21 protein-coding genes and 1 pseudogene are annotated in these 24,291 nt (G+C 68.9%); 8 read left to right on the forward strand and 14 right to left on the reverse strand.

Annotated features, from left to right (window positions below; all coding sequences use genetic code 11):
* Nucleotides 1-2 precede the first annotated feature (2 nt).
* On the reverse strand, nt 3-1,148 hold the full coding sequence (locus A6745_RS18250; RefSeq protein ID WP_066130213.1) for an NAD(P)/FAD-dependent oxidoreductase: 1,146 nt from the start codon (nt 1,146-1,148) through the stop codon (nt 3-5).
* Nucleotides 1,149-1,288: 140 nt separating this feature from the next.
* Between A6745_RS18250 and A6745_RS18255 the strand changes: the two genes are divergently transcribed.
* Entirely contained in the window at nt 1,289-1,903 is a 615-nt protein-coding gene (locus tag A6745_RS18255; RefSeq protein ID WP_066130215.1) for a helix-turn-helix domain-containing protein, read from the forward strand.
* A gap of 9 nt (nt 1,904-1,912) precedes the next feature.
* Here A6745_RS18255 and A6745_RS18260 read toward each other — a convergent pair whose 3' ends face one another.
* Together A6745_RS18260 and A6745_RS18265 are read right to left on the reverse strand one after the other, a co-directional pair.
* Nucleotides 1,913-2,854 (reverse strand): alpha/beta fold hydrolase, encoded by a 942-nt coding sequence (locus tag A6745_RS18260; RefSeq protein WP_082853133.1) that lies wholly within the window; start codon nt 2,852-2,854, stop codon nt 1,913-1,915.
* A gap of 120 nt (nt 2,855-2,974) precedes the next feature.
* Nucleotides 2,975-5,401: a DNA internalization-related competence protein ComEC/Rec2 gene (locus tag A6745_RS18265; RefSeq protein ID WP_066130219.1), complete on the reverse strand. Its 2,427-nt coding sequence runs from the start codon at nt 5,399-5,401 to the stop codon at nt 2,975-2,977.
* Nucleotides 5,402-5,906: 505 nt separating this feature from the next.
* Here A6745_RS18265 and A6745_RS18270 point away from each other — a divergent pair.
* The 3 genes from A6745_RS18270 to A6745_RS18280 all read left to right on the forward strand — a co-directional run bounded on the left by A6745_RS18270 (nt 5,907) and on the right by A6745_RS18280 (nt 10,123).
* Nucleotides 5,907-6,416: a sigma-70 family RNA polymerase sigma factor gene (locus A6745_RS18270; protein WP_066130221.1), complete on the forward strand. Its 510-nt coding sequence runs from the start codon at nt 5,907-5,909 to the stop codon at nt 6,414-6,416.
* A 13-nt stretch (nt 6,417-6,429) separates the two neighbouring features.
* A complete protein-coding gene (locus A6745_RS18275; RefSeq protein ID WP_231886036.1) occupies nt 6,430-7,485 on the forward strand; it encodes a FecR domain-containing protein in 1,056 nt (351 codons plus the stop codon).
* A 178-nt stretch (nt 7,486-7,663) separates the two neighbouring features.
* The gene (locus A6745_RS18280; RefSeq protein ID WP_082853134.1) at nt 7,664-10,123 is read left to right on the forward strand and encodes a TonB-dependent siderophore receptor; all 2,460 of its coding nucleotides are present in this window, start codon (nt 7,664-7,666) and stop codon (nt 10,121-10,123) included.
* 102 nt (nt 10,124-10,225) lie between these two features.
* On the opposite strand, the gene A6745_RS18285 is transcribed toward A6745_RS18280, so the two are convergent.
* The 7 genes from A6745_RS18285 to A6745_RS18315 all read right to left on the reverse strand — a co-directional run bounded on the left by A6745_RS18285 (nt 10,226) and on the right by A6745_RS18315 (nt 17,031).
* The gene (locus A6745_RS18285; protein WP_066130225.1) at nt 10,226-10,801 is read right to left on the reverse strand and encodes a restriction endonuclease; all 576 of its coding nucleotides are present in this window, start codon (nt 10,799-10,801) and stop codon (nt 10,226-10,228) included.
* Between the two features lie 41 nt (nt 10,802-10,842).
* A complete protein-coding gene (locus tag A6745_RS18290; protein WP_066130227.1) occupies nt 10,843-11,088 on the reverse strand; it encodes an RNA-binding S4 domain-containing protein in 246 nt (81 codons plus the stop codon).
* 78 nt (nt 11,089-11,166) lie between these two features.
* Nucleotides 11,167-11,925 carry an iron ABC transporter ATP-binding protein gene (locus A6745_RS18295; protein ID WP_066130228.1) on the reverse strand — a complete coding sequence of 253 codons (759 nt, stop codon included), beginning with the start codon at nt 11,923-11,925 and terminating at the stop codon, nt 11,167-11,169.
* Nucleotides 11,922-12,881, reverse strand: coding sequence for an iron chelate uptake ABC transporter family permease subunit (locus tag A6745_RS18300; protein ID WP_066130231.1), 960 nt, complete (start codon nt 12,879-12,881; stop codon nt 11,922-11,924). The genes A6745_RS18295 and A6745_RS18300 overlap by 4 nt, the downstream gene beginning before the upstream one ends.
* Nucleotides 12,882-13,027: 146 nt before the next feature.
* Nucleotides 13,028-14,017, reverse strand: coding sequence for an ABC transporter permease (locus A6745_RS18305; protein ID WP_082853135.1), 990 nt, complete (start codon nt 14,015-14,017; stop codon nt 13,028-13,030).
* Nucleotides 14,018-14,044: 27 nt separating this feature from the next.
* Nucleotides 14,045-14,992 (reverse strand): siderophore ABC transporter substrate-binding protein, encoded by a 948-nt coding sequence (locus A6745_RS18310; protein ID WP_082853136.1) that lies wholly within the window; start codon nt 14,990-14,992, stop codon nt 14,045-14,047.
* 23 nt (nt 14,993-15,015) lie between these two features.
* Nucleotides 15,016-17,031, reverse strand: coding sequence for a ligand-gated channel protein (locus A6745_RS18315; RefSeq protein WP_066130233.1), 2,016 nt, complete (start codon nt 17,029-17,031; stop codon nt 15,016-15,018).
* 215 nt (nt 17,032-17,246) lie between these two features.
* Here A6745_RS18315 and A6745_RS18320 point away from each other — a divergent pair, with 215 nt between their 5' ends.
* The 4 genes and pseudogenes from A6745_RS18320 to A6745_RS18330 all read left to right on the forward strand — a co-directional run bounded on the left by A6745_RS18320 (nt 17,247) and on the right by A6745_RS18330 (nt 20,016).
* On the forward strand, nt 17,247-17,963 hold the full coding sequence (locus tag A6745_RS18320; protein WP_066131369.1) for a response regulator transcription factor: 717 nt from the start codon (nt 17,247-17,249) through the stop codon (nt 17,961-17,963).
* Nucleotides 17,960-19,396: an ATP-binding protein gene (locus A6745_RS18325; protein ID WP_066130235.1), complete on the forward strand. Its 1,437-nt coding sequence runs from the start codon at nt 17,960-17,962 to the stop codon at nt 19,394-19,396. Before A6745_RS18320 ends, A6745_RS18325 begins: the two co-directional genes overlap by 4 nt.
* A 124-nt stretch (nt 19,397-19,520) precedes the next feature.
* Nucleotides 19,521-19,700, forward strand: a pseudogene (locus tag A6745_RS27970) (type II toxin-antitoxin system RelE/ParE family toxin); the annotation flags it as partial.
* Nucleotides 19,684-20,016: an XRE family transcriptional regulator gene (locus A6745_RS18330; protein ID WP_066130237.1), complete on the forward strand. Its 333-nt coding sequence runs from the start codon at nt 19,684-19,686 to the stop codon at nt 20,014-20,016. The pseudogene A6745_RS27970 and the gene A6745_RS18330, both read left to right, overlap by 17 nt.
* 64 nt (nt 20,017-20,080) lie before the next feature.
* Here A6745_RS18330 and A6745_RS18335 read toward each other — a convergent pair whose 3' ends face one another.
* The 4 genes from A6745_RS18335 to A6745_RS18350 form a co-directional block, all read right to left on the reverse strand.
* Nucleotides 20,081-20,899: a TatD family hydrolase gene (locus A6745_RS18335; RefSeq protein WP_066131371.1), complete on the reverse strand. Its 819-nt coding sequence runs from the start codon at nt 20,897-20,899 to the stop codon at nt 20,081-20,083.
* Nucleotides 20,900-20,960: 61 nt separating this feature from the next.
* Nucleotides 20,961-21,686, reverse strand: coding sequence for an ABC transporter ATP-binding protein (locus A6745_RS18340; RefSeq protein WP_066130239.1), 726 nt, complete (start codon nt 21,684-21,686; stop codon nt 20,961-20,963).
* Nucleotides 21,679-22,959 carry a lipoprotein-releasing ABC transporter permease subunit gene (locus tag A6745_RS18345; protein ID WP_066130241.1) on the reverse strand — a complete coding sequence of 427 codons (1,281 nt, stop codon included), beginning with the start codon at nt 22,957-22,959 and terminating at the stop codon, nt 21,679-21,681. The genes A6745_RS18340 and A6745_RS18345 overlap by 8 nt, the downstream gene beginning before the upstream one ends.
* 3 nt (nt 22,960-22,962) lie before the next feature.
* Entirely contained in the window at nt 22,963-24,279 is a 1,317-nt protein-coding gene (locus A6745_RS18350; RefSeq protein WP_082853138.1) for a lipoprotein-releasing ABC transporter permease subunit, read from the reverse strand.
* Nucleotides 24,280-24,291 lie beyond the last annotated feature (12 nt).

The following is a 24,291-nucleotide window of genomic DNA, read 5'->3' on the forward strand; positions in this document are numbered from 1 at the left end:
CCTCATGCGGACGTCCGCAGGCGGGCCGGGGACAACAGCGCGGGATCGACGCCCTCGCGAACCAGTTCATCCGGCAACGCCTCGTCGAGCACCAGCGCGCCGGCCAGCGCCGATGCGCCGGCCGCGCTCTGGATGCCGTAGCCGCCCTGCGCGGCCAGCCAGAAGAAGCCGGGTTGCGCGTCGTCCGGGCCGATCACCATGTCGCCGTCCGGCACGAAGGAGCGCAGGCCGGCCCACACGTGCGCGGGCCTGCGGATGGACATCGTGGTGGCGGTTTCGATGTGATGGATGCCGATGGCCACGTCCAGTTCCTCGGCCACCACGTCGTGCGGCGCCACCGGGTCGGCGTTGGCGGGCGAGCCGAGCAACTGTCCCGCATCGGGCTTGAAATAGAAGCTTTCGTCGATGCCGACCACGGCGGGCCAGGAACCGATCTCCGCGCCCTGCGGCGCGGCGAAGGTGAAGGCGCTGCGGCGGCATGGCTGCAGGCCGATGGGGCGCACGCCGCACAGCGCAGCCAGTTCGTCCGCCCAGGCGCCCGCCGCGTTCACCAGCAGGCCGGTGCGTATCGTGTCGCCATTGGCCAGCGTCAATGTCCAGGCCCCGTCGGCGTGACTCGCCCGCGAAACGGCGGCATTGCACTGCAATTGCACGCCGCCGCGCCGCGCGGCCGCCAGAAAGCCCTGATGCAGGCCATGCACGTCGAGATCGCGCGCATCGCCCTCGAACATCGCGCCGCTGGCCGCGGCCTCGGGACGCAGCACCGGCACCAGGTCGCATGCCTCTTGCGGCGTCAGGCGCCGCACGTTGTCGGCGCGGGCGCTGGCGGCCTTCAGGGCTTCGTCCAGCAGGTCGGCCTGCTCGGACGTGGCGATGTACAGGCAGCCGCGCGGATGCATCAACGGCGCGTCGCAGAAGCCCTCGGGCGGATGCTCGTAGAAAGTCTTGCTGGCCCGCGTCAGCGCCTGGATCTGGTCGGTGCCGTAGGTTTCCATGAACATGGCCGCGGACCGGCCCGTGGAGTGATAGCCCGGCTGCGGCTCCCGCTCCAGCAACAGCACGCGGCAACGGCCCGCCAGGCGATACGCCAGCGAGGCGCCGGCAATGCCCGCCCCGACGATCACGACCTCGTAGTCCTTGCTGTCCATCGCGCGATTTTCCTCACCCAATTCTCGTATGTGAGAATTCTCAGATATGAAAAAATGGACGTCAATCGGAAAACCCTCGGAAATGCGGCCTGGAGGCTGCATTTAAGGGAAAATCCCGACACGACTTTGTCATCCAGCCCATGCCCACCCCATCCGTCCGACCGCCCTCCGACATCCTGGCCGACCGCAAGAGCCTGGGGCTGCGCCTGCGCGCCCTGCGCAAGACGGCCGGACTGACCTTGCAGGAGCTATCCGGCAGCACCGGGGTGGCGCTGTCCACGCTGTCCAAGATGGAGCTGGGCCAGGTGTCGATCAGCTACGAGAAGTTCGCCGCCGTGGCACGGGCGCTGGACGTGGATATCGGGCAGTTGTTCGGGCCGGGCGGGCAGACGGCCGCCGGGCGCGCCGAGCCGTTGCATGAGACCTGGGCCGATGCTCCGGGATACCGCACCGGCCCGTACGACTACAAGCTGCTGGCCGCGCGATACCCGGGACGGTCGATGACGCCGATGTATGGGCGCATCCTGGCGCGCGGCGCGGACGAGTTCGAGGGATTCGTGCGCCATCCCGGACAGGAATTCCTGATGGTGCTGTCGGGCGAGGTGGAGATCCGCTTCGAGACCGGCGAATCCATGCGCTTGGCGCGGCATCAGTCGCTGTATTTCGACAGCGGCGTCGGGCATGTGTATCTGTCGTGCGGCGAAGCGCCCGCCGAGGTCATGGTGGTGATGACGCCGGCGGGCGCGGGAAGCTAGACCCGGGGTTCAGGCCTCGCCCAGGAACCGCGCCACCGGCTCGATCTGAGCCGGCGTCATCAAGGTCGGCGCATGGCCGACCCCATCGAACGACACGGCGCGCGCGCGCGGATTGCGCGCCTGCATCTCGGCCAGCGTGGCCGCCGACAACAGGTCGGACTCGGCCCCGCGCACGATCAGGATGGGGCAATCCACGGCGTCGTAGGCCTGCCACAGCAGTTGTTCGCCGGCGGCCAGCACTTCCGGGCCTTGCGCCGCCATCGGCACGGCCAGGCCCAGGTCGTAGTGCTTCACCCAATGCCCATCGCCGCGTTCGCGATACACACGCCGCGTGAAGGTCTCCCACTGTTCGTCCGTGTGCGGACCGAAAGTGGCCGAGCCTTCGCGCACCGCCTGCACCGCCTGCGCGAACGAGGCGTATTCGCCCGGCGCGCCGACGTAGTCGCCGATGCGCTGCAAGGCCTTGGCATCCAGGCGCGGGCCGACGTCGTTCAAGACCAGCTTGTCGAACCGGATGGCGCCGGTGGCCGGCAGCGCCTGCGGATGGCCGCCCGTGTAGGAACCGTTGAAGCGGATCGCACGCGCCATCGTGGCCGAGCCGGACAGCGCCATGCCGATCAGCCCGCCCATCGATGTGCCCACCCAATACAGCGTCGAGGGCCGCAGGCGGGCCAGCAGCGTGACCATGTCGGCCGCATATTGGGGGATCGTGTAGAAGGCCGGGTTGACCAGCCAGTCCGACGCGCCGCGCCCCACCACGTCGGGACACACCACGCGATAACGGCCGGCCAGTTGCCGGGCCAGTTCGTCGAAGTCGCGGCCGGTGCGCGTCAGGCCGTGCACGCACACCACGACCTGGTCATTGGCGGGATCGCCCCACTCCCAGTAGGCCATGCGATGCAGGCCGGCCGGACTGGCGCAGGTGACGTATTCGAGGCGGGGTTCCAGCATGCTGACGGCTCCGGAGGGGGATGCGATGAGGCTCATCTTATCGCTACGCGATGGATTGCGGCAGCGCCCGTCGCCTGGGCCACGGTCCCGGCAGTCACGGCGCCGCCGCCGCCAGGGCCGCTACGGTTTCGGCAACGGCGCATGCCAATAACGCCGCGCGGTCTCTCGATACGCCGATACCTGCAGGCCCTGCGCCGCCGACCGCGCGATCACGGCCCCTTGCAGATCCGTCCGCCACAACGGCGACCCGGCCGCGCGCCAACGCGCCATCACCGGTCCCGACGGATGGCGGAAGCGGTTCAGGTATCCCGCCTGCACGACGACGTGCGCCCCACCCACCGCCTGCACCAGCGCCATTCCCGACGAGGTCGCCGACCCGTGATGCGGCGCGGCGACCACGTCCACGGCGGGCACATCACGTGCATAGACGGCTTCCTGCGCGGTTCCCGCATCTCCGGGCAGCAACGCGGAATGCAGGCTGCCTTCCACCAGCAACACGCAGCTGCGCGCGTTGTCGCCGCCATCCTTCGCGCCCTTGCGTACATTGCCCGGCGGCGGATGCAGGAAGCGGAACGTGACGCCGTCGGCTTGCCATTGCATGCCCGTCTCGCAACCGTGCATGTTCATGGGCATGGCAGGCGCCTCTTCCGGACGCTGCTGCCTCACCGCCCCCTCGCGCCGCAGATGCGCGGCGATGTCGAACGAGGCATATGACGTGCCGACGGGCATGGCCTTCAGCAGGCTGCCCAGCCCGCCGGCATGATCCAGGTCCGCATGCGATACGACCAACGTATCCAGCGCGCGGAACCCCCGGGCATGCAGATACGGCACCAGGACGCGCTCGCCCGCATCGGTGCCGTCGTAGCGGCGCGGGCCCGTGTCGTACACCAGCACCTGCGTGGCCGTCTCGATGACGATGGCGCTGCCCTGCCCCACGTCCAGCGCCGCCATGCGCCATTGGCCGGGTGGCGGCCGGTCGGGCCGCCAGCACAGCAGCGGCAACGCGAAGACCCAGCCCAGATGCCGCAACGGCCAGCCACGCACCTGCATGGCCCACACGCAGCCCACCAACGCCAGGATCATCAACGGCCAGGGCGCCGCCGCGACGTCCACGGCGGCCCACGACGTCTTGGCGATCCACGTCACGGGGACCATGGACGCATCGAACAGCGCATGTCCCAACCACCCCGCCAGCCACGCCACGGGCCGTGCCCCAGGCACCGCGGCGAATGCGCCGCACAGCATCGCCAGCGGCGTGACCACCGAACCGATCAAGGGCACGGCAATCGCATTGGCCAACGGGGAAGCCAGCGACACCTGGAGAACCAGGAAGGCCAGCAATGGCGTCAGCGCCAGCGTGATCGCGCCCTGCACGCGGACGAACTCGCGCACGATGCCGCGCGCGCGCTCGCGGATGCCGCTGGGCGGCCGGGACTGCCGCTCGGCCACGCGCATCAGGATGGCCACCGCGCCGTACGACAGCCAGAAGCCGGGCGACAGCAAGGCCCACGGGTCCAGCGCGACCACGCCGGCGCCCGCCAGGATCAGGATGCGCGACGCGCCCAAGGGCAACCGCGACCAGCCCGCCAGCGCCACGACCGCCAGCATGAAGAAGGTGCGGCGCGCGGGAATGCCCCAGCCGGCCAGCAGGCAATAGGCCAGCGCGATGCACAGCGCCAGGATGCTGCCCGCCAGTTGGGCCGGCAGACGCTCGCCCAGGCCGGCGCCACGCCACCGCGCCCGCCGCCACAGCCACGCGCCCAGCAGGCTGCTGTAGGCCGCCAGCATGGTGATGTGCATGCCGCTGATGCCGATGAGGTGAGTGAGGCCCGCGCGGTTGAAGATCTCCCAGTCCGTGCGGGCCACGCCGGCCTGGTCGCCGATGGCCAGTGCGATCAGCACCGGCGCATGGCGCTGCCCCTCCAGCGCCTGCCGCATGCCGTCACGGATGCCGTGGCGCAGGCGCTCGATCACCACGCCGGCAGACGCCCAGGGCTGTTCGTCGACCAGCACCGGTTTGCCGCGCACGGTGCCCACGGCGCGCACGCCTTCGGCGAAATCGCGCAGCTCGGCATCCCAGGCGTGCGGATTGGCGGGCCCGTAAGGCCGGCGCAGCACCAGGGCCATGCGCCAGCGCTGACCCGGCCGCACGTCGGGCAGCCGATCGACTTCGCCGGGCCGGGCTCGCCACGAGACGCGGATGCGGGACGGAATGCCGTCGGGGCGCGCGCCGTCCACCTGCGCGGTGAAACGCCGTTGGCCCTCATCGTCCTGCGGCAGGCTGACGACCTGCACGGTGAGCCGCGTGACGTGGTCTTGATGCCGCTCGGCCAATTCATCGGCCAGGCGTGCCTGGGCCTGCAGGCCGGTGTTGGCCACGCCGCCCAGGATGCCGGCGATGGCGATGCAGGCGTAGCGCGGCACGGGCCTGGCCCATTGCACGCGCGCGGCCGCCAGGCCGGCAAGCGATGCCCCTGCCACGGCCGCCCACAGCCACGGCAACCCGGGCAGGCGAGCCTGGGTGTGAATGGCTGCGCTGCCCAGCATGAACGCGAGAAGGAAGAAACGGCCGGCGATGGGAAGCTCCGAAAGCCAGGCAGCTTATCCAATCCGAATCGCGTGCAGGACAGGGGGGATGGCAGGAATGTCCCTCGGTGCAGGGCGATCCCGGAGGGCCCTTCCTGGCGCCGATTCCGTGCAACGCCCCGCGATCACAGGCGCCGCCGCCATCGCGCTGACCACTGCCCCGGCAACGACGCGGCCGCGCCCATCGCCACGGACCAGGCTGTCCCCGCCCGCGCCCTGACGCGGACGGAAGTTCAGGCGGAGCTCGCAAGCTGGGGCGTGCCGGCGCGCCGGGCCGCGACGCCGTTGCTCCGCCCTGCCCCTTTGCGTATCGTGAGGCGGCCCGCATGCTGCCATGAGAAAAAATTCACAATCCCTTTGGACACCGGCTTTGCGCCGGATTGCGCTGCGCGCCTCGACCGGGTTATAAATGATAAAGATTCTTATTCGATAATTACGAACGTCCGAACCGCCCTGCGGTTGCCCCATGCCAGCCGCCGATCTTCCCGCGCAGCCCGACCTGCATACGCTCTACAGCGACCATCACGGCTGGCTGTCCGGCTGGCTGCGGCGCAAGCTGGGCAACAGCTTCGACGCGGCCGACGTGGCGCAGGACACCTTCGTCAGCGTGATGACGTCCGATACGGCGGACGGCATCCGCGAACCCCGCGCCTTCCTGGCCACCATCGCGCGCCGCCTGCTGGCGCACCGCCATCGCCGCCAGTTGCTGGAAACCAGCTACCTGGAAATGCTGGCCGCGCTGCCCGAGCCGCTGGCGCCCTCGCCCGAGAGCCAGGCCCTGGCCATCGAGGCGCTGCAGGAATTGGACCGCGTGCTGGACGGCCTGCCGCCCAAGGTGAAGGAAGCCTTCCTGCTGGCCCACCTGGAAGAACTGAGCTACGCCGACATCGCGGACAGATTGGGCGTGTCCACCAGTTCGGTCAAGCAATACCTGACGCGCGCCCACCGGCAGTGCCTGTTCTCGCTGTCGAGCTAGGCCGAAGCCCGCCATGACCTCGGCCTCCTGTACGTCCGCGCCCCGCCCCTGCGTCTCATCCGAAAGCGGCGCCACGCCCCCCATGGCTGGGGGCCAGCCCATCAGCGAAGCCACCGCCGACGCCGCCGCCGAATGGCTGACGGTGATGATGTCCGGCGAGGCCACGGAAGCCGACCACGAGCGCTGGCGGCAATGGCGCGCCGCCGACGCCGAACATGAGCGCGCCTGGCGGCACATCGAGGCCGTCATGGCCGGCCGGCTGGGCGCGCTGCAGCGCCATGCCGCCTACCAGGCCCTGTCGCCCTATGCCGGCCCCGCCCCCCGCGGCCGCCGGCAGGCGCTGCGCCTGCTGCTGTGGGGCGGCGCCGCCGGCGGCACGGCGATGCTGGCCTCGCGCACACAGACCTGGCGGAGCCTCTCGGCCGACTACCGCACCGGCACCGGCGAGCAGCGCGCGCTCGCGCTGGCCGACGGCACCCGTATCCTGCTGAACACCGGCAGCGCCATCGACGTCCGCTTCGACGGCCAGACGCGCCTGGTCAGGCTGATCGGCGGCGAGGTGCTGATCACCACCGGACACCCGATGGCGGATGGCGCGCCCGATCCCCGCCCCTTCATCGTGCAGACCGGCGAGGGCCGCGTGCGCGCGCTGGGCACCCGCTTCACCGTGCGGCAGGACGACGGGCGCACGGTGGTGGCGGTGATCGAAAGCGCCGTCGAGGTCACCCCCGACGCCGCCCCGGGCCAGACCCGGCGCCTGCACGCGGGCGAGCGCGCGGCCTTCACGCGCCACGCCGTCGACACGCCCCTGGCCATGGCCGAACGCGACCTGGCGTGGACCCGCCGCCAGATCGTGGCCGAGGACGTCCGCCTGGCCGACTTCCTGGCGGAACTGGGCCGCTACCGGCCCGGCCTGCTGCGCTGCGATCCCGCCGTGGCCGACCTGCGCCTGTCGGGCGTCTTCCCCCTGGAGGACACCGGCCGCGTACTGGCCATGCTGCCCAAGGTACTGCCGGTGCAGGTCCGGCAACGCACCCGCTACTGGGTGACGATCGAAGGCCGTGCCTGATGGGCCGTGCCTGACAGGCCGTGCCTGACAGGCCGTGCCTGACAGGCCGTGCCTGATCCGCGATAGCGCCGTTACAAATAAATCGAAGAAATCCGCATTTCCGCCTGCCCGATTCGCGGTCTCGCGGCACCTATCCCATGAGGACTTCATTTTCCAACCGCCAATTCTTGGGGAACCCATGCGGATCGTCGGGCGCCTTGGTGCGCGCATCAACCCACAAACCCAGCCCGGCACGCCGGTGAACACCCGCCTGCGCCCCATCGCGCTGGCCTTGGCCACGTGCGGCCTGACGCTGGCCGCCGCGCTGGCCGCCGCGCTGCCCGCCACCGCGCGGGCGCAGGCCGAGGCCGGTTCGGAAACCCGCGACTTCAGCATTCCCGGCGGCCCGCTGGCCCCGGCCCTGCGCCAGCTGGCCAGCTCGGCCAACATGCTGCTCACCTTCACCGAAAGCCAGACCAGCGGCAAGACCACGCGCGGCATCAGCGGCCCCTACACGCCGCGCGCGGCGCTGGCGGCGCTGTTGTCGGGCACGGACCTCGAGGCCGTGCGGCAGGACAACGGCGGCTACCTGCTGCGTCCCGCGCCCGCCGGCGGCAATACGCTGCCCACGGTGCGGGTGCAGGGCAACGCCGTGGATGACGCGACGACGGAAGGCAGCGGCTCGTACGCCGCCACCACGGCCACCGTCGGCAAGGTGCCGGTGGCGATCCGGGAGATCCCCGCCTCGGTCTCGGTGCTGACGCGCCAGCAACTGGACGACATGAACGTATCCACCATCCAGCAGGGCCTGCGCTACGTCACGGGCGTGGGCTCGACGGACTACGGCGACGGCACGGCCTATTACCGCGCGCGCGGCAACCAGATGGGCGTCGAGTTCGACGGCGTGTCCATCATGAACGGCCTGCAATACCAGCAGCAGTTCGACATGGCCATGTACGACCGGGTGGAAGTGCTGCGCGGCCCGGCCGGCGTGACCGACGACGCGCTGGGCCAACCCGGCGGCACGGTCAACCTGGTGCGCAAGCGTCCGATGGACGAATTCCACATGTCGGGCGAGACGCAGGCCGGCACCTTCGGCAGCATCCGGCAGATGTTCGACGTGACGGGCCCCCTGAACAAGGAAGGCACGCTGCGCGGCCGCACGGTGATCGCGGGCAACAACTCGCTGCAGTCGGTGGATGGCACGCGCAACAAGAACCTGATGATCTACGGCGCGCTGGACTACGATTTCTCGCCGCGCACCACCCTGTCGCTGTCGGCGGGGTACCAGGTCAATTCGCAGCACGGCGTGGACTACGGCGCGGCGGGCACGTTCAATTCCTCCCTGACCGCACTGGTCGGCCGCGTGCCGGGCTCGTACTCGGACAACTACAGCCCGGACTGGAACTGGTCCAACGTCAAGACCACCGAAGCCAATGCCGACCTGACGCACCGCTTCGACAACGGCTGGACCTGGGGCACGACGGCGTTCTACCGGCATGGCGAACTGCGTTCCAAGTATGCCTACTCCGGCCCCGGCGCCACGCAGCAGGGCCTGGCGCGCTTCGGCGACCAGGCCCAGTACGGCGAGTTCAACTGGCTGGGCCTCGATACCCATGCGTCCGGTCCCGTCCAGGCCTTCGGCCTGACGCACATCCTGACGGTGGGCGCCAACTACTCGCAGGTCGACAGCACCGACAAGCGCGGCTACCAGGTCGTGGCCGGCCCCTATCCGGGCGGCCTGTTCAGCCTGTACAGCCCCAACGACGTGCCCGATGTCGACGTGCCGTTCACCTTCGGCAGCAAGGGCCGCATGGAGCAGTACGGCGTCTACGGCCAGGCCCGCGTGAAGCTGGCCAAACCGCTGACGCTGGTGCTGGGCGCGCGCGAGGCCTTCCTGCGGCAGCGCTCCAAGACCATCATCCCGACGCCGCAGGACTGGGAAACCACCGCGCGCGTCAACCACCGCTTCCTGCCCTCGGCCGGCATCGTGTGGGACGTGACGTCCGCCACCACGGCATACGCCAACTTCTCGCGCTTCATGACGGCGCAGACCAGCACCACGTATACCGGCGCCATGCTGCCGCCGCGCACGGGCGAACAGTACGAAGTGGGCGTGAAGAATTCGTTCTTCGACGACCGCCTGAACACCACGCTGGCGCTGTTCCGCATCAACGACGAGAACCGCGCGGTCAGCGATCCGGATCATCCCACCGGCAGCATTCCGGGCGGCCGCGCGCGCAACCAGGGCGTGGAACTGGAAGTGACCGGCCAGCCTGCGCCGAACTGGAACGTGACCGCGGGCTATACGTACCTGAACGTCAGGTACGACAACGACGAACCCGACCTGACCGACGGCACCGATCCGAAGCACCTGTTCAAGCTCTGGACCCACTACAAGTTCACCGATGGCACGCTGGACGGCTTCAGCGTGGGCGGCGGCATGCTGACGCAAAGCGCCATCACGCGCGGCATCTCGCAAGGCGGCTATGCCATCTACAACGCGCAGGTCGGCTACCGCGTCAACCCGAACGTGGACGTGGCCCTGCAGTTGAACAACATCTTCGACCGCGACTACTACATCCGTCCGCCCAGCCGCTTCTACAGCGTGTTCGGCGATGGCCGCAATGCCATGCTGACGCTGCGCTACCGGATGTAGGCAGAACGCGCGCCGAGGCGGTGCGCGGGCCGACGCGCGCTGCGTGGAGGCCAGGCACGCACCCGGCTGGACACAGCCGTGCCGCCCAGGGGCATCCGCGATCTAGAGCTTCTGGTCGCGCAGCAACTTCGCCAGCTCCGGCGCCGTCATCAACGACAGGTTCTGCGCCTTCGCATACTGGATGGCGGTGCCGGACACCTCGCCCAGCGCGATGAAGATGGCTTCGCGGGCGCCGCGCTCATCGCGCACGGCCTGCAACTCGCGCAGGGGCTCGACGCCGATGCGTGCGGCCTTCCAGCGCCTGGCGCTGACGATGGCCTCGCGGCCATCCTTGTTCAGCGCGAAATCGGCCCCTGGCAGTTGCAGGCGCTGGACCTCGCAGCCATCGCGTTTGAAGCCCGCCTCGGCCAGGGTGGAGAACGTGGCCCAGGACATGCCGGCCACGGCCTCGGTCACGGCCTGCACGCGCGCGCCCGACGGGTTCTTCCATTGCCTGCGCAGGGCGATGCCGGCGGTGACCACGAACGGCACGGCCGCGAACATGCCCATCGACGCGTACTCCAGCGGCAAGGCCACGAAGCCCAGCACGCTCAGCAGCAGCGCCACGCCCGCGCTCATCCACCACGGCGAACGCGACAGCACGGCGAAGATGGAGTTCTGGAACCTCGTGCTTTTCATGGCGGCTCGCGGCGTTGCGGGGTTGGGGCTGGGAATGGGGGTCAGTCTTCGTCGGCGGCGGCCGGATGCGCGCGCACCACGATGCGCACGTCGCCGCAGGTGACGATCTGGCCGTCGCGGATCTTGGCGGTCTTGCGCGTTTCCGGCACGCCGCCCACGCTGACGTACCCTTCGGCCACCAGCATCTTGCCCGCGCCGCCGCTGTCGCAGACGCCCGTGGCCTTCAGCAATTGGTTGACTTCGATGTAGGGGCTGCCTTCGGCAAGCGTGAATTCGATGATGGGCATGCGTGACGCGGTTCCGGATGGACCGGCCCCGAGCGGGACCGGCGCCAGCATGATACTCGACGGCCCGGTTGCCCCTGTTCAGCGGTAGTAGGTGCAGATGCGCTGCCCATCCAGCTCATGTACGGCGATGGGCAGTTCGTACAGGTCCTGCAGCACCTCGGGCCGGATGATTTCCCGAGGCGTGCCCTGGCACGCCACCCTGCCCTGGCGCAGCGCCACGATGCGGTCGGCGTGGCACGAGGCGAAATTGATGTCGTGCAGCACCAGCACCACGGTCTTGCCCAGTTCATCGGCGGCGCGGCGCAGGATGCGCATCATGGCCACCGCGTGCTTCATGTCCAGGCTGTTCAGCGGCTCGTCCAGCAGGACGTAGCGCGTGTCCTGGCACAGCACCATGGCCACGAAGGCCCGCTGGCGCTGGCCCCCTGAAAGTTCGTCCAGGTAGCGGTCGGCCAGCGGCGTCAGGGCCAGGTAATCAATGGCGCGGTCGATGTGCTCCTTGTCTTCCAGCGTGGGACGCCCCCCCGTGTGCGGATAACGGCCGAACGCCACCAGGTCGCGCACCGTCAGGCGCAGCGGCAGGTGATTGTCCTGCCGCAGGATGGACAGGCGCCGCGCCAGCTCGCGGCTGTCGGCGCGGGCCACGTCCAGGCCGTCCACCCGCACCTGCCCGGACGTCGGCGTCAGCAGCCGGCTCATCATGGACAGCAGCGTCGACTTGCCCGCCCCATTGGGGCCGATGATGGCGGTGACGCCGCCGGCGGGCAAGGTCAGGGTGACGTCGTCCACCACCACGGTGTCCGCGTAGCGCTTGCTGACTGCTTGGATCTCTATCATCGGCGCCCCCCGCGCAGGACCAGGAAAAGAAACATCAGGCCGCCGACGAACTCGATGACGACGCTGACAGTGGTATTCAAGGCCAGCACGCGCTCCAGCAGCGCCTGCCCCCCGACCAGGAAGAGCACGCCCAGCAGCACGGCCGCAGGCACGGTGTGGCGATGCCTGTCGCTGCCCATGGCGTGATACGCCAGGTTGCTGACCAGCAGGCCGAAGAACGTGACGGGCCCGACCAGCGCCGTGGAGACGGACACCAGCACCGCGATGCACGCCAGCGTGGCCATCAGCGTGCCGCGGTAGTCCACGCCCAGGTTGACGGCGATGTCGCGGCCCATGGCCAGCACGTCGTAGCGCCGCCGCATGCGCCAGATCGCAAGCGTGACGGCCAGCGTGGCGCCCGCGGCGATGGGCAACAGGCCCGTGCGCGCGGTGTTGAAGCTGGCGAACATGCGGTCCTGCAGCACCAGGAACTCGTTGGGATCGATCAGCCGGATGGCGAAACCCGACAGGCTGCGGAACAGCAGGCCGAACACGATGCCCACCAGCATCATCAGGTGCAGGCTGCGCACCTCGCCGCGGAACAGCCAGCGGAACAGCAGACAGGCAAAGCCCGTCATCACGCCCGCTTCCAGCAGGAATTTCCAGACCGGATCGTCGGTGGCCGTGGCCGACAGGCCGAAACCGAAGACGATCAGCGCCTGGATCAGCACGTACAGCGCGTCGAAGCCCATGATGGCGGGCGTCAGGATGCGGTTGTGGGTGAGGGTCTGGAACAGCACCGACGACACCGCCACGCAGTAGGCCACCAGCAGCATCGCCAGCAGCTTGCCGCCACGGAACGGGATGACGAACGACCACTGGCCGTTGGCGCCCAGCGTCATGAAGGCCACGCAGCAGGCCAGGGCCATGATGGCCAGGGCCGCCAGGCGCGCATTCGGAGAGAGGAGTCTCGGCATTTATATCTTCAGTATCACCACACGCCCAGATCGTCACGGGAAAAGGCGGCCACTTGATCGGGGACGCGGCGGACCCGGCTTCGCCGGTCCGCCTGCGTCGCCCCTTGAGGGGGGAGCGCGCAGCGCTTCTGGGGTGGGTCCACCTTTCAGCCCAGCCTTGCCTTGCGGCTGCGCAGCAGGCACAGGAACAGCGCGCTGCCGATCACGCCCACCACCGTGCCGATGGGCACCTCGTAGGGATACAGGACCAGGCGGCCGATGATGTCGCAGGCCAGCACGAAGCCTCCGCCCAGCACGGCCACCCAGGGAATCGCCCGCCGCAGGTTGTCGCCCATCAGCAGGCTGACGGCATTGGGCACGATCAGGCCCAGGAAGGGAATGCTGCCCGCCGTGACCACCGTCATGGCCGAGATCGCGGACACGATCAGCAGCCCCCCCAGCGTCAGGCGCGCATGGTTCAGCCCCAGGTTGGACGCGAACGCGCGGCCCATGCCCGCCACGGTGTAGCGGTCGGCCGCCAGCCAGGCCACGGCGGTCAGGGCGAAGCCGATCCACAGCAGTTCGTAGCGGCCGCGCAGCACGCTGGAGAAGTCGGCGACGGTCCAGGCATGCAGCGATTGCAGCAGGTCGTAGCGGTAGGCCACGAAAGTGGTGGCCGCGCTGATCACGCCGCCCAGCACCAGGCCGATCAGCGGCACGATGAAGGGCGTGCGCAAGGGCACGCGGCGCAGCAGCGCCAGGAACAGCAGCGTGCCCGCCAGCGCGAAAACGGTGGCGACCAGCATCTTGCCGATCATGGGAATGCCGGGCATCAGCAGCGTCACCACCAGGATGCCCAGCGTGGCGGACTCCAGCGTGCCCGCGGTGGCAGGCTCGACGAATCGGTTGCGCACCAGCATCTGGATGATCAGCCCCGCCACCGCCAGCGACATGCCCGCCAGCAGCAGCGCCAGCGTGCGCGGCACGCGGCTGACCAGCAGCAGTTTCCACGTGCGCGCGGCGTCCGGCCCGCCCAGTAGCGCGCCGAACGAGAACTCGCTCGCCCCCAGTCCGATGCTGATCACGCACAGCACCACCAGCAGGGCCGACACCAGCGCCAGCCCGCCCCATCCCCGCGCCCACGACCGCAACGTCACCCGCTCTTCCTCGCCACCGTCACTCGACTACAGGCCCTTGGCCAGCGCCTGGGCCAGGTCGTCGACATTCTGCTGCATGCCGGCCAGGCCCGCACTGCCCAGCAGATACCAGTTGTAGGCGTTCAGGTACACGATGCGTCCCGTGCGCCAGGCCCTGGTGGCGCGTACCAGTTCGTTGTCCAGCAGGCGCTGGGCGGACACGCCCTCGCGGCCGATGGCGGCATCGCGATCGATCACGAACAGCCAGTCGGGATCGGTCTGCGCCAGGAATTCGAACGACACCGCCTGGCCGTGGTTGGACACGTTCAGGCCCGGCGCCGCCGGTTTCACGCCGAAGGCGTCGTGGATCACGCCGAAGCGCGAACCGGGGCCGTAGGCGCTCATCTTGCCGCCCGTGGTCAGCAGGATCAATCCGGTGCCCGCGCCGCCCGCGCGGGCCTTCAACGCGGCGATCGAGTCGTCCAGCGCCCGCACCTTCCGGCGCGCCAGATCCTGCTTGCCGTAGATACCGCCCAACAGCTCGGTGTTGCGCCGGACGCTGCCCACCAGGTCCTTGGGATCGACGGTCAGGTCGACCGTGGGCGCCAGCCTGGCCAACTCGTCGTACTTGGGCGCCGAACGGCCCGCCACGAAGATGACCTGCGGCGCGGCGGCGTGGATCACCTCGTAGTTCGGCTCGAACATCGAACCGACTTTCAGATAGCGCTTGTCCTGGTATTGCGCCAGCTGCGGCGGCAGCTTGACGGCGGCGGGCAGGCCCGTCACCTCGACGTCCAGGGCGTGCAGAGTGTCCAGCACCGCCAGGTCCATCACCACGGTCTTGGCGGGGTGGGCCGGCACGGCGGTCACGCCTCGGGCATGCTTGACCTGGACCGTGGCCTGCGCGGCGGCCAGCGCGGGCGCCAGCATCAGGGTGGCGCCCATTGCGGCCAGCGCGGCGGCGAACCCGCGGCGCGTACGTGCCTGCATCGTCATCGAATCTGCTCCTTGCTTCATGTTCAGAACTTCACTCCCACGCCCAGCCAGTAGCGGCGGCCGTCTTCCACATAGGCGTAGTCGTCGTAGCCCACGTCCTTGTCGAACAGGTTGTAGATGCCGGCGTAGACCGACACGCTCTTGTTGACGGCATACGAGCCGCCCAGGTCGACGAAAGTGTAGGAAGGCGCCACGACCGCCGAGGACGACGGGCCCGTGATGGGCTGGCTTTCCTTGCCGCGGTAATTCAGGCGCGCCCACGCCCGCAGGGCATCGGAGGCCTGCCAGTTCACGGTGGTGGTGAACAGGTGGCGCGGCAGCTGGTTCAGCGGCTGGCCCTTGTACTGGCCCGACTTCTGCTCGGAATCCGTGAAGGTATAGCTGGCCGTGAGCGACCAGGCCCGGTCCAGCGGCAGGCGCATGCTGGCCTCCACCCCGCGCGACACTGCCTCGTCCACGTTCAGGTAGGTGGTGGGATTGGCGCCGAACTGGTTGGGACCGTCCGTGCACTGCGTCAGCGGGCACGCCACGCGGGTGATCTTGTCCTTGAAGTCGTTGTTGAACACGGTCAGGCCGGCGTTGAAACCCTCGCCGTTGTCGTACAGCAGGCCGATTTCCTCGGTGACGGACTTCTCCGGCTTCAGGTCGGGATTGCCGTACATGTTGCCGCCGCGGCTGACCTGGCCCCAGCCCGCCACGGTCTGGCGCAGGTCGGGCGCGCGAAAGCCCGTGGACACGCCGCCCTTCAGGGTCCAGCGTTCGGCCAGGTGCCACACGCCGTACAGGCGCGGGCTGAAGTGATCGCCGAAGTTCTCGTCCTTGTCCATGCGCAGGCCGCCCGTCAGCGCGAAACTGTCGGCCAGGCGCCATTCGTCCTCGGCGAACAGCGCCCACTGGTAGCGCTCGACGTCGCTCGGGCCGCCCGCCAGCTGGTTGCCGGTCTGGTCGTTCAAGCTCTGCTCCAGGAACGAGCCACCGATCGTCAGCATGTGGCTGCCCAGCGGCAGCGTCCAGTTGGTCTTGATGTCGGTGTTCTTGATCTTCATCCGCCGCGAGCGGTTGTCGAACTCTTCCTGCTGCACGTACGAATCCGACACGGCCCAGCCCCAGCGGCCCGTGTGCGACAGCGCCCACTTGTTGCTGCGGTAGTCGGTCTCCGACGAGGCCGGGCAACCGGTGCGCGGGCACGCGGCGCCGGGCGCCAGCGGCTCGACGGTCTTGCCCAGCGTATTCTCGTACTTCTGGCGCGCATGCGTGGCTTCCAGGACGATGTCGTGATTGCGGGTGGGCGTCAGCGCCAGCTTGGCGGTGACGGTGTTGGCGGCGCGCTGCCGGAAACCGTTGTAGAGGTTGTCCTCGTCGCGCTGCGTGCCCTGGCCGTAGATCTGCAGGCCCAGCATGTCGGTCTTGATCGGGCCGGCCAGGTAGAAGTTGCCCTGGTAGATGTCGCCAGACTTGCTGCTTTCCTGGATGGTGGTGTCCATGCGGATCTCGCCGCCCCAGGCCTGCGGCACCTTGCGCGTGATGATGTTGATCACGCCGCCCATGGCGTCGGAGCCGTACAGCGAGGACATCGGGCCGCGCACCACTTCGATGCGCTCGATGGCCGAGATCGGCGGCGACCAGCCGCCCTCCACGCCCGGACCGTCGGAATTGGTGCGGGTCTCGCGGGAATTCTGGCGCTTGCCGTCGATCAGGATCAGGGTGTATTGCGAGGCCATGCCGCGCAGGCTGATATCCTGCCGGTCGGCGCCACCGGTGACGACCACGCCGGGCACTTCGAGCAGCGCATCGGTCACGTCACGATAGAACTTGTTCTCCAGGTCCTGCCGCGTGATCACACTGATGGACGCCGGCGCATCCTGGATCTGCTGTTCGAAACCACTGGCGGTCACCACCACGGTGTCCAGGGTCTGCGCTGCCAGCGTGGTCTGCGCCCAGGCAGTACCCGTGATGCCCCAACCCGCCGCGCACAGGGCGGCGGCCAGACGCGTGCGCGGCCCCAGGGCACTGCGCCCGGCCAGATGCTTGCTGCTCATTCTTCTGTTTCTCCTGATTCCCAGGCCCGCGTGCCCCCGGCGCGCGGATTCCCGTCGAAATGCACTTATGAATGAAAACGATTCTCATATTAGAATTTGACTGAAAGGGTTGCCGCAACGCGCTTTCCCCAACTTTTATCTTCTTTGCACTTCTTCACACACGCCCGCTTGCCGGCATGGGACAGACCGGCAAGCGGGCGCAGGACGTATCGACGATGGCTCACGCTCCCCTCGCTGCAACGCGCCGAATCCTGCTGATCGACGACGACGTCGAACTGGCGCAGATGCTGCGCGAATACCTCGAACCGCATCGCTACCAATTGACGCTGGCGCACACTGGCGCCCAAGCCGTGCCCCTGCTGGCACAGGACGACTTCGACCTGACGTTGCTGGACCTGATGCTGCCCGACGGCAGCGGACTGGACCTGCTGCGCCAGTACCGGGCACGGTCGCGGCGCCCGGTCATCATGTTCACGGCCCACGGCGGCGAGACCGACCGCGTGCTCGGCCTGGAACTGGGCGCGGACGACTACCTGGCCAAGCCCTTCAGCCCGCGCGAACTGCAGGCCCGCATGACGGCGGTGCTGCGGCGCTTCCAGGAAGCGCCCGCGGCGGCCACGGCGGGACTGTCGGTCGGCGCGCTGTCGCTGGACCCGGCCACCGGCCTGGCCCGCATGGGCGCGGACGAAGTCGCGCTGACGGGCGCCGAGCAGCGCATCCTGGAAGTGCTGATGCGCGCGCCCGGACAGGTCATCGCGCGCGAGTTGATCGGGCAATACGCGCTGGGCCGCGCGCCCGACCGCTTCGACCGCAGCATCGACACCCACATCAGCAGCCTGCGGCGCAAGCTGCGCCTGGACAGCCATCCCGAGGCGCCCGCCATCCGCAACCTGCGCGGCGTGGGCTACGTCCTGGCCGGCGCGGCCGGATGAGCCGCTTCGTGGTCCGCTCGCTGTTCTGGCGCGCCTTCCTGTCGGTGTGGTGCGCCATGGCCGTCATCGTCGCCTGCGGCATGCTGCTGACGGCCACGGCGGCCTGGTACCGCTTCAACTCGCTGGACGGCCTGAGCCCCGGCGGCCTGGCGCGCGAGGCCCAGCAGGTGGCCCGCACGCAAGGCGCCGAGGGCCTGGAACGCTGGATCCGGGCCATGTCCGACAGTTACTCGGCGCTGAAGATCTACGTGGTCGACCCGCGGGACCGGGACATCCTGGGCCGCGCCCTGCCGCGCCGCATGAGCGACTGGCTGGATGCCTACCGCGGCTCGCAGGACGCCGTGCCGATGTCGGAAGAGCAGCAGCAGATGCGCGAGCTGCCGGGCGTGCGATCGTCGTGGTGGGCGCCGCAATGGCTGCGGCTGCCCGACGGCACGGCCCTGCTGATGCTGTACCTGCCCTTCGATTCCTCGCACTGGGAATTGCTGACCTTCACTCCAGTGCTGGTGGCGCTGCTGGCTTTCGCGCTGGCGGTGACCGCGCCGCTCTGTTGGGCGCTGACCCGCCACATCACCCGGCCGCTGCGCGCGCTGCGGCAGGCCACGCGCGCGTTGGCGCAGGGCGATCTGCAGGCCCGCACGCCTGCCGAACTGGCCCGGCGGCGCGACGAGCTGGGCCTGCTGGCGCGCGACTTCGACGGCATGGCGGGCCGGCTGCAGGCGCTGGTGGATACCCGCGAGCAACTGCTGCACACGGTGGCGCACGAGTTGCGCTCGCCGCTGGCGCGGCTGCGGCTGGCCACCGAACTGGCGCGCCGCAAGGACGACACGCAGGCTCTGCAACTGGACCGCATCGAACGCGAATGCGAGCGCCTGGACAGCCTTGTCGGCCATACGCTGCAACTGGCGCGGCTGTCCGCCATGGCCCGGCCCACCGCGCCGGTGGATCTCAGCCATCTGGTGGACACCCTGGTGCAGGACGCCCGTTTCGAGGCCGGCGAGCAGCGCATCGGCATCGCCTGGACCGCGCCGGGTCCGCTGTGGGTGACCGGCGACGCGCAGACCCTGGCCAGCGCCGTCGACAACGTGCTGCGCAACGCGCTGCGCCACGCGGGCGCGGCGGCGGCCATCCACGTGGCCTTGCAGGCCGACGAAGGCCGGCTGCTGCTGGACATCGAGGACAACGGGCCGGGGGTGCCGTCCGAGCACGTCGGCCATCTGTTCGAACCGTATTTCCGCGTGCCGGGCGCCTCGCGCGCCAAGGGCGCGGGTTTGGGATTGAGCATCGCCCGCGCCGCAGTCGAGGCGCACGGCGGCAGTATCCGCGCCCAGAACCGCAAGCCGCGCGGGCTGGTGGTGCAGATCGAGTTGCCGCAGGCGGCCACGCAGAGTGCGGCGCCCGCGCCCCCTGCCCGCGCGGCGGTTTTGGCATGAGGCGTCGGCGGCTTGACGGCATGGACGCGTTCAATTTGAGACCGGACAGGAGACCGAATGCACCGCCGCTTCGGTGGCCGTGGAGTTCCCTTGACGAAATTATTCCTTTGAACAATCAGGGGGCAACCCTTTGCGCACCTTGTACGCATTCGATCCGAGACGCACGGCGATCTTGCTGATCGGTGGTGACAATACCGGAGATGACCGGTGGTACCACAGGTACGTCCCCTTGGCTGATCGGCTCTACGACGAACATCTGAATGCACTAAGACGGGAAGGACTGACCCATGGCGAAAAAATTTGACGCCCTGCGTGCAGCCATGTCTGCCGAGTCGCAGACCCGCGCCAAGGCAGCCACGGAACAAATGCTCAGTGAAATGCCGCTTCAGGAACTGAGGCAGGCCCGGGGGCTTTCACAAAAGATGTTGGCCGAAATACTGCATGTTCAGCAGCCATCTATAGCGAAAATGGAAAAGCGGACAGACATGTACATTTCCACGCTGCGCAGCCACATAGAAGCGATGGGTGGTCGACTGGAAATCGTTGCTCGCTTTCCAGATGGCTCAGTCAAAATCAGCAATTTCTCAGAACTGGATGTCATACCGGCTCTCGATACTTGAGCTACCCCGCAGGGTATCGCTGAGTAACGTGCGTCGCTTGGTGAACAGGCAGCAGAGACATTGCTCAGGCAATGGGAAGCAGGACATTCTTTAAACGAGGAAGCACCCGAATCGCCGTCGCGCCAGTCTCAGCGCGTATCACCGCCGCGGACTCGCCACGCAATTCCGCCAGCGACTCGGCAATCCGCGACACTTGATGCGGCGCATTGCGCCGGTCCGGCTCGTGCAGCCAGGCGGGCGGGATGTCGGGCGCATCCGTTTCCAGCACCAGATGATCCAACGGCAATTCCGCCGCATGACGGCGGATCTGCCGCGCGCGCGGATACGTCATGGCCCCTCCGATGCCCAACGCGCAGCCCTGGTCGATGAAGCCCTGCGCCTGCTGCGCGCTGCCATTGAAGGCATGGGCGATGCCGCCCCGCAGCCTGGGCTTGCGCCGCAGGTGCTTCAACACGATGTCCTGCGAACGGCGCACGTGCAGCAGCACCGGCAAGCCGAACTCGGCGGCGATGTCCAGCTGGGCGGCGTAGAAATGCTCCTGCCGTTCCCGCTGCACGCCGCTGGCGATCTCTTCGACGAAGAAATCCAGGCCGATCTCGCCGATGGCGACGAAGCGCGGGTCGTCCATCGCGACGGCCACGGCCTGGCGCAGCGTAACCAGGTCTTCGTCGCGGGCGTCCCGCACGTACAGGGGATGGATGCCCAGCGCGTAGGCGCCGCCCGCGGTGGCGTGTGCCAGGTCGCGCACCACGTCGAAATTGAAGCGTGCGATCGCCGGGATGACGATGGCGCGCACCTCGGCCTGCCAGGCGCACCGCGCCACGTCGGCGCGGTCGGCGTCGAACTCGGCGGCATCCAGGTGGCAGTGGGTGTCGATCAGCATGGCGATGAACAAGGCGGGCCGCCAGGGCACGCGCCCTGCCCGCGCCTAGCGGAAATCCGGATCAGCCCGGAACGCGATCCAGCACCAGCTTACCGCGTTCCATGTGCAGTTGCCGGTCGGCCCGGGCCGCCAGTTCGCGGTCGTGCGTGACGATGACGAAAGCGGTGCCGGACTCGCGGTTCACGCGGGCCAGCAGGTCGAACATGCCGTGCGCGGTCTGGCGATCCAGGTTGCCGGTGGGCTCGTCGGCCAGCACGCAGGCCGGCCGCGTGACCAGCGCGCGCGCCAGCGCCACGCGCTGGCGTTCGCCGCCCGACAACTGGCCCGGGAAATGCCCTTCCCGCGCGGACAGGCCCACCTGCGCCAGCACCTCGCGCGCGGCCAGGCGGGCCGACTCGCGCGACTGGCGCCGCACGATCAGCGGCATGGCCACGTTGTCCAGCGCCGAGAACTCGGGCAGCAGGTGATGGAACTGGTAGACGAAACCCAGGCTGCGGTTGCGCAACTGGCTCTTGGCGGATTCGCTCAGGCCCTCGGCGGCCACGCCATCCACGGTGACGTTGCCGCTGGAAGGCACGTCCAGCAGCCCCAGGATGTGCAGCAGCGTGCTCTTGCCCGAGCCCGACGCGCCGATGATGGCGACCATCTCGCCGCGCTGCACGGTCAGCGATACGCCGCCCAGCACCTCGATGCGGGCCGGGCCTTCGTCGTAGATCTTGGCCAGGTTCTCGGCGTGCAGGGCGGGCGACGTCTTGTCGCCGTGAAGGGTCTTTTGGCTGTCAGTCATGGCGCAATACCTGTGCCGGTTGCAGGCGCGAGGCGCGCCAGCTGGGATAGAGCGTGGCCAGCAGCGACAGCACCAGCGACGTGATGCCGATGGTGACGATGTCGGCGGCCTGCGGATCGGACGGCAGCGCGCTCACGAAATACACTTCGCGCGGCATGAACTGGATGCCGAACAGGCCTTCGATGAAAGGCACGATGACGTCGATGTTATAGGCCAGGAGGATGCCCCCCCCGACGCCCACGATGGTGCCGATGACGCCGATCAGCGCCCCCTGCACCAGGAAGATGCGCGCGACCTCGCCGGGGCCCGCGCCCAGCGTGCGCAGGATGGCGATGTCGGACTGCTTGTCCTTGACGGCCATCACCAGCGAGGACAGCAGGTTGAACGCGGCCACCGCCACGATCAGCGCCAGGATCAGGAACATCATGCGCTTCTCGGTCTGCACGGCGGCGAACCAGGTGCGGTTGCTCTGCGTCCAGTCGCTGGCCTTCACGCCCTCGGGCATGGATTTCTGCAACTGGGCCGCGACCTCGGGCGCGCGCTGCATGTCGTCGATGCGCAGCCGCACGCCCGCCGTGCCGCTGTCGCGGAACACGCGCGCCGCGTCCTCGGCGTCGATGAAGGCCAGCGTGGAGTCGTATTCGTAGTGGCCCGACGAGAACACGCCCACCACGGTGAACTGCCGCATGCGCGGCGTGAAGCCGGCCGGGCTGATGGAACCCTGCGGCGCCAGCATCAGCACCGTATCGCCCACGCGCAGGCCCAGCCCGTTGGCCAGTTCGTCGCCCAGCACCACGCCATAGCTGCCCGGTTCGAGCGCCGCCAGCTTGCCGCGGGTGATCTGCTTCGGCAGGTCGGACACGGCGCCCTCGGTGGCCGCGTCGATGCCGCGCACCTGCACGCCGCGCAGCGCCTGGCCGCGCACCAGCATGCCCTGCGCCGACACGAACGGCGCCTCGCCGATGACGGCGGGATTCTTCTTCGCATCGTCGGCCAGCTTCTGCCAATGGGCCAGCACGGCCTGCGACGCCTCGTCGGGCTGGGACAGTTCGATGTGCGGCAGCACCGACAGCATGCGGTCGCGCACGTCCCTCTGGAAGCCGTTCATCACGGACAGCACCACGATCAGGGCGGCCACGCCCAGCGCGATGCCCACCATGGACGAACCGGCGATGAAGGACACGAAGCGGTCGCGGCGGCCGCGCCGTCCGCCCGGCGAAACGATGCCTGCATAGCGGGCGCCGATCCAGAACTCGTAGGGAATCTTGAACATGGATCAGTCCTGCCGCAGCACCTGGGCCGGCTGCAGCCGCGAGGCGCGCCAGCTGGGATAGAGCGTGGCCACCAGCGACAGCGCCAGCGACGTGAGGCCGATGGAGACGATGTCCGCCATCTGCGGATCGGACGGCAGTTCGTTGATGAAGTAGACCTCGCGCGCCAGGAAATGGATGCCCAGCAGGCGCTCGATGAAAGGCACGATGATGTGGATGTTGTAGGCGATGAGGATGCCGCCGGTCACGCCCAGGACAGTGCCGATGACGCCGATCAGCGAGCCCTGCACAAGGAAGATGCGCGCGATCTCGCCCGGCCGCGCGCCCAGCGTGCGCAGGATGGCGACGTCGGAGCGCTTGTCCTTGACCGCCATCACCAGCGAGGCCAGCAGGTTGAACGCGGCCACCGCCACGATCAGCGCCAGGATGAGGAACATCATGCGTTTCTGCGTCTGCACCGCGGCGAACCAGGTGCGGTTGTTGCGCGTCCAGTCGCTGGCCATGATGTAGGGCGGCAGCGTCTTCTGCAGCTCGGCCGCGATCTGGGGCGCGCGCTGCATGTCGTTCACGCGCAGGCGCATGCCGGCCGTGCCGCTGTCGGCGAACACCGCCGCCGCGTCGCGGTCGTTGATGAAGGCCAGCGAGGAGTCGTATTCGTAATGGCCCGACGAAAAGATGCCGGTGACGGTGAACTGCCGCATGCGCGGCGCGAAACCGCCCGGGGCCACGGCCAGGCGGGCATTGGCGTTGTCGGGTTCGGCGCCGGCGCTGCTCTGCGGGGCCAGCATCAGCACCGTGTCGCCGGCCTTCACGCCCATGGTCTTGGCCAGTTCCTCGCCCAGCACGATGCCGTAGCTGCCGGGCTCGAGCGACTCGAGCTTGCCGCTGGTCATCTCGCGCGGGATGTCGGACACCTTGCCTTCGGCGACGGGATCGATGCCGCGCACCTGCACCCCGCGTACGGCATCGCCGCGCACCAGCATGCCCTGCGCCGCCACGAACGGCGCCTGGCCGATGATGGCGGGATTCTTGCCCAGGTCGCCGGCGAAATTCGGCCACAGCGTCAGCACGCGTTCGGGCGAGGCGCCCGGCACGTAGAGCTCGATGTGCGGCAGCACCGACAGCATGCGGTCGCGCACTTCCTTCTGGAAACCGTTCATCACGGACAGCACCACGATCAGGGCGGCCACGCCCAGCGCGATGCCCGCCATCGACGAGGCGGCGATGAAGGAGACGAAGCGGTCGCGTCCGCGCCGACCGCGCAGGGAGGCCATGCCCGCATAACGGGCGCCTACCCAGAGTTCATAGGGGATTTTCAGCACGAGCGGGATTAT

The organism is Bordetella ansorpii (assembly GCF_900078705.1).
GTDB classification, from domain to species: Bacteria; Pseudomonadota; Gammaproteobacteria; order Burkholderiales; family Burkholderiaceae_B; genus Bordetella; species Bordetella ansorpii_A.

Excerpts from the sequence above, each read along its gene's own strand:
- A6745_RS18250 (WP_066130213.1), bottom strand. The coding sequence starts at position 1,148 with ATGGACAGCAAGGACTACGAGGTCGTGATCGTCGGGGCGGGCATTGCC.
- A6745_RS18255 (WP_066130215.1), top strand. The coding sequence starts at position 1,289 with ATGCCCACCCCATCCGTCCGACCGCCCTCCGACATCCTGGCCGACCGC.
- A6745_RS18260 (WP_082853133.1), bottom strand. The coding sequence starts at position 2,854 with ATGCTGGAACCCCGCCTCGAATACGTCACCTGCGCCAGTCCGGCCGGC.
- A6745_RS18265 (WP_066130219.1), bottom strand. The coding sequence starts at position 5,401 with ATGCTGGGCAGCGCAGCCATTCACACCCAGGCTCGCCTGCCCGGGTTG.
- A6745_RS18270 (WP_066130221.1), top strand. The coding sequence starts at position 5,907 with ATGCCAGCCGCCGATCTTCCCGCGCAGCCCGACCTGCATACGCTCTAC.
- A6745_RS18275 (WP_231886036.1), top strand. The coding sequence starts at position 6,430 with ATGACCTCGGCCTCCTGTACGTCCGCGCCCCGCCCCTGCGTCTCATCC.
- A6745_RS18280 (WP_082853134.1), top strand. The coding sequence starts at position 7,664 with ATGCGGATCGTCGGGCGCCTTGGTGCGCGCATCAACCCACAAACCCAG.
- A6745_RS18285 (WP_066130225.1), bottom strand. The coding sequence starts at position 10,801 with ATGAAAAGCACGAGGTTCCAGAACTCCATCTTCGCCGTGCTGTCGCGT.
- A6745_RS18290 (WP_066130227.1), bottom strand. The coding sequence starts at position 11,088 with ATGCCCATCATCGAATTCACGCTTGCCGAAGGCAGCCCCTACATCGAA.
- A6745_RS18295 (WP_066130228.1), bottom strand. The coding sequence starts at position 11,925 with ATGATAGAGATCCAAGCAGTCAGCAAGCGCTACGCGGACACCGTGGTG.
- A6745_RS18300 (WP_066130231.1), bottom strand. The coding sequence starts at position 12,881 with ATGCCGAGACTCCTCTCTCCGAATGCGCGCCTGGCGGCCCTGGCCATC.
- A6745_RS18310 (WP_082853136.1), bottom strand. The coding sequence starts at position 14,992 with ATGACGATGCAGGCACGTACGCGCCGCGGGTTCGCCGCCGCGCTGGCC.
- A6745_RS18315 (WP_066130233.1), bottom strand. The coding sequence starts at position 17,031 with ATGAGCAGCAAGCATCTGGCCGGGCGCAGTGCCCTGGGGCCGCGCACG.
- A6745_RS18320 (WP_066131369.1), top strand. The coding sequence starts at position 17,247 with ATGGCTCACGCTCCCCTCGCTGCAACGCGCCGAATCCTGCTGATCGAC.
- A6745_RS18325 (WP_066130235.1), top strand. The coding sequence starts at position 17,960 with ATGAGCCGCTTCGTGGTCCGCTCGCTGTTCTGGCGCGCCTTCCTGTCG.
- A6745_RS18330 (WP_066130237.1), top strand. The coding sequence starts at position 19,684 with ATGGCGAAAAAATTTGACGCCCTGCGTGCAGCCATGTCTGCCGAGTCG.
- A6745_RS18335 (WP_066131371.1), bottom strand. The coding sequence starts at position 20,899 with ATGCTGATCGACACCCACTGCCACCTGGATGCCGCCGAGTTCGACGCC.
- A6745_RS18340 (WP_066130239.1), bottom strand. The coding sequence starts at position 21,686 with ATGACTGACAGCCAAAAGACCCTTCACGGCGACAAGACGTCGCCCGCC.
- A6745_RS18345 (WP_066130241.1), bottom strand. The coding sequence starts at position 22,959 with ATGTTCAAGATTCCCTACGAGTTCTGGATCGGCGCCCGCTATGCAGGC.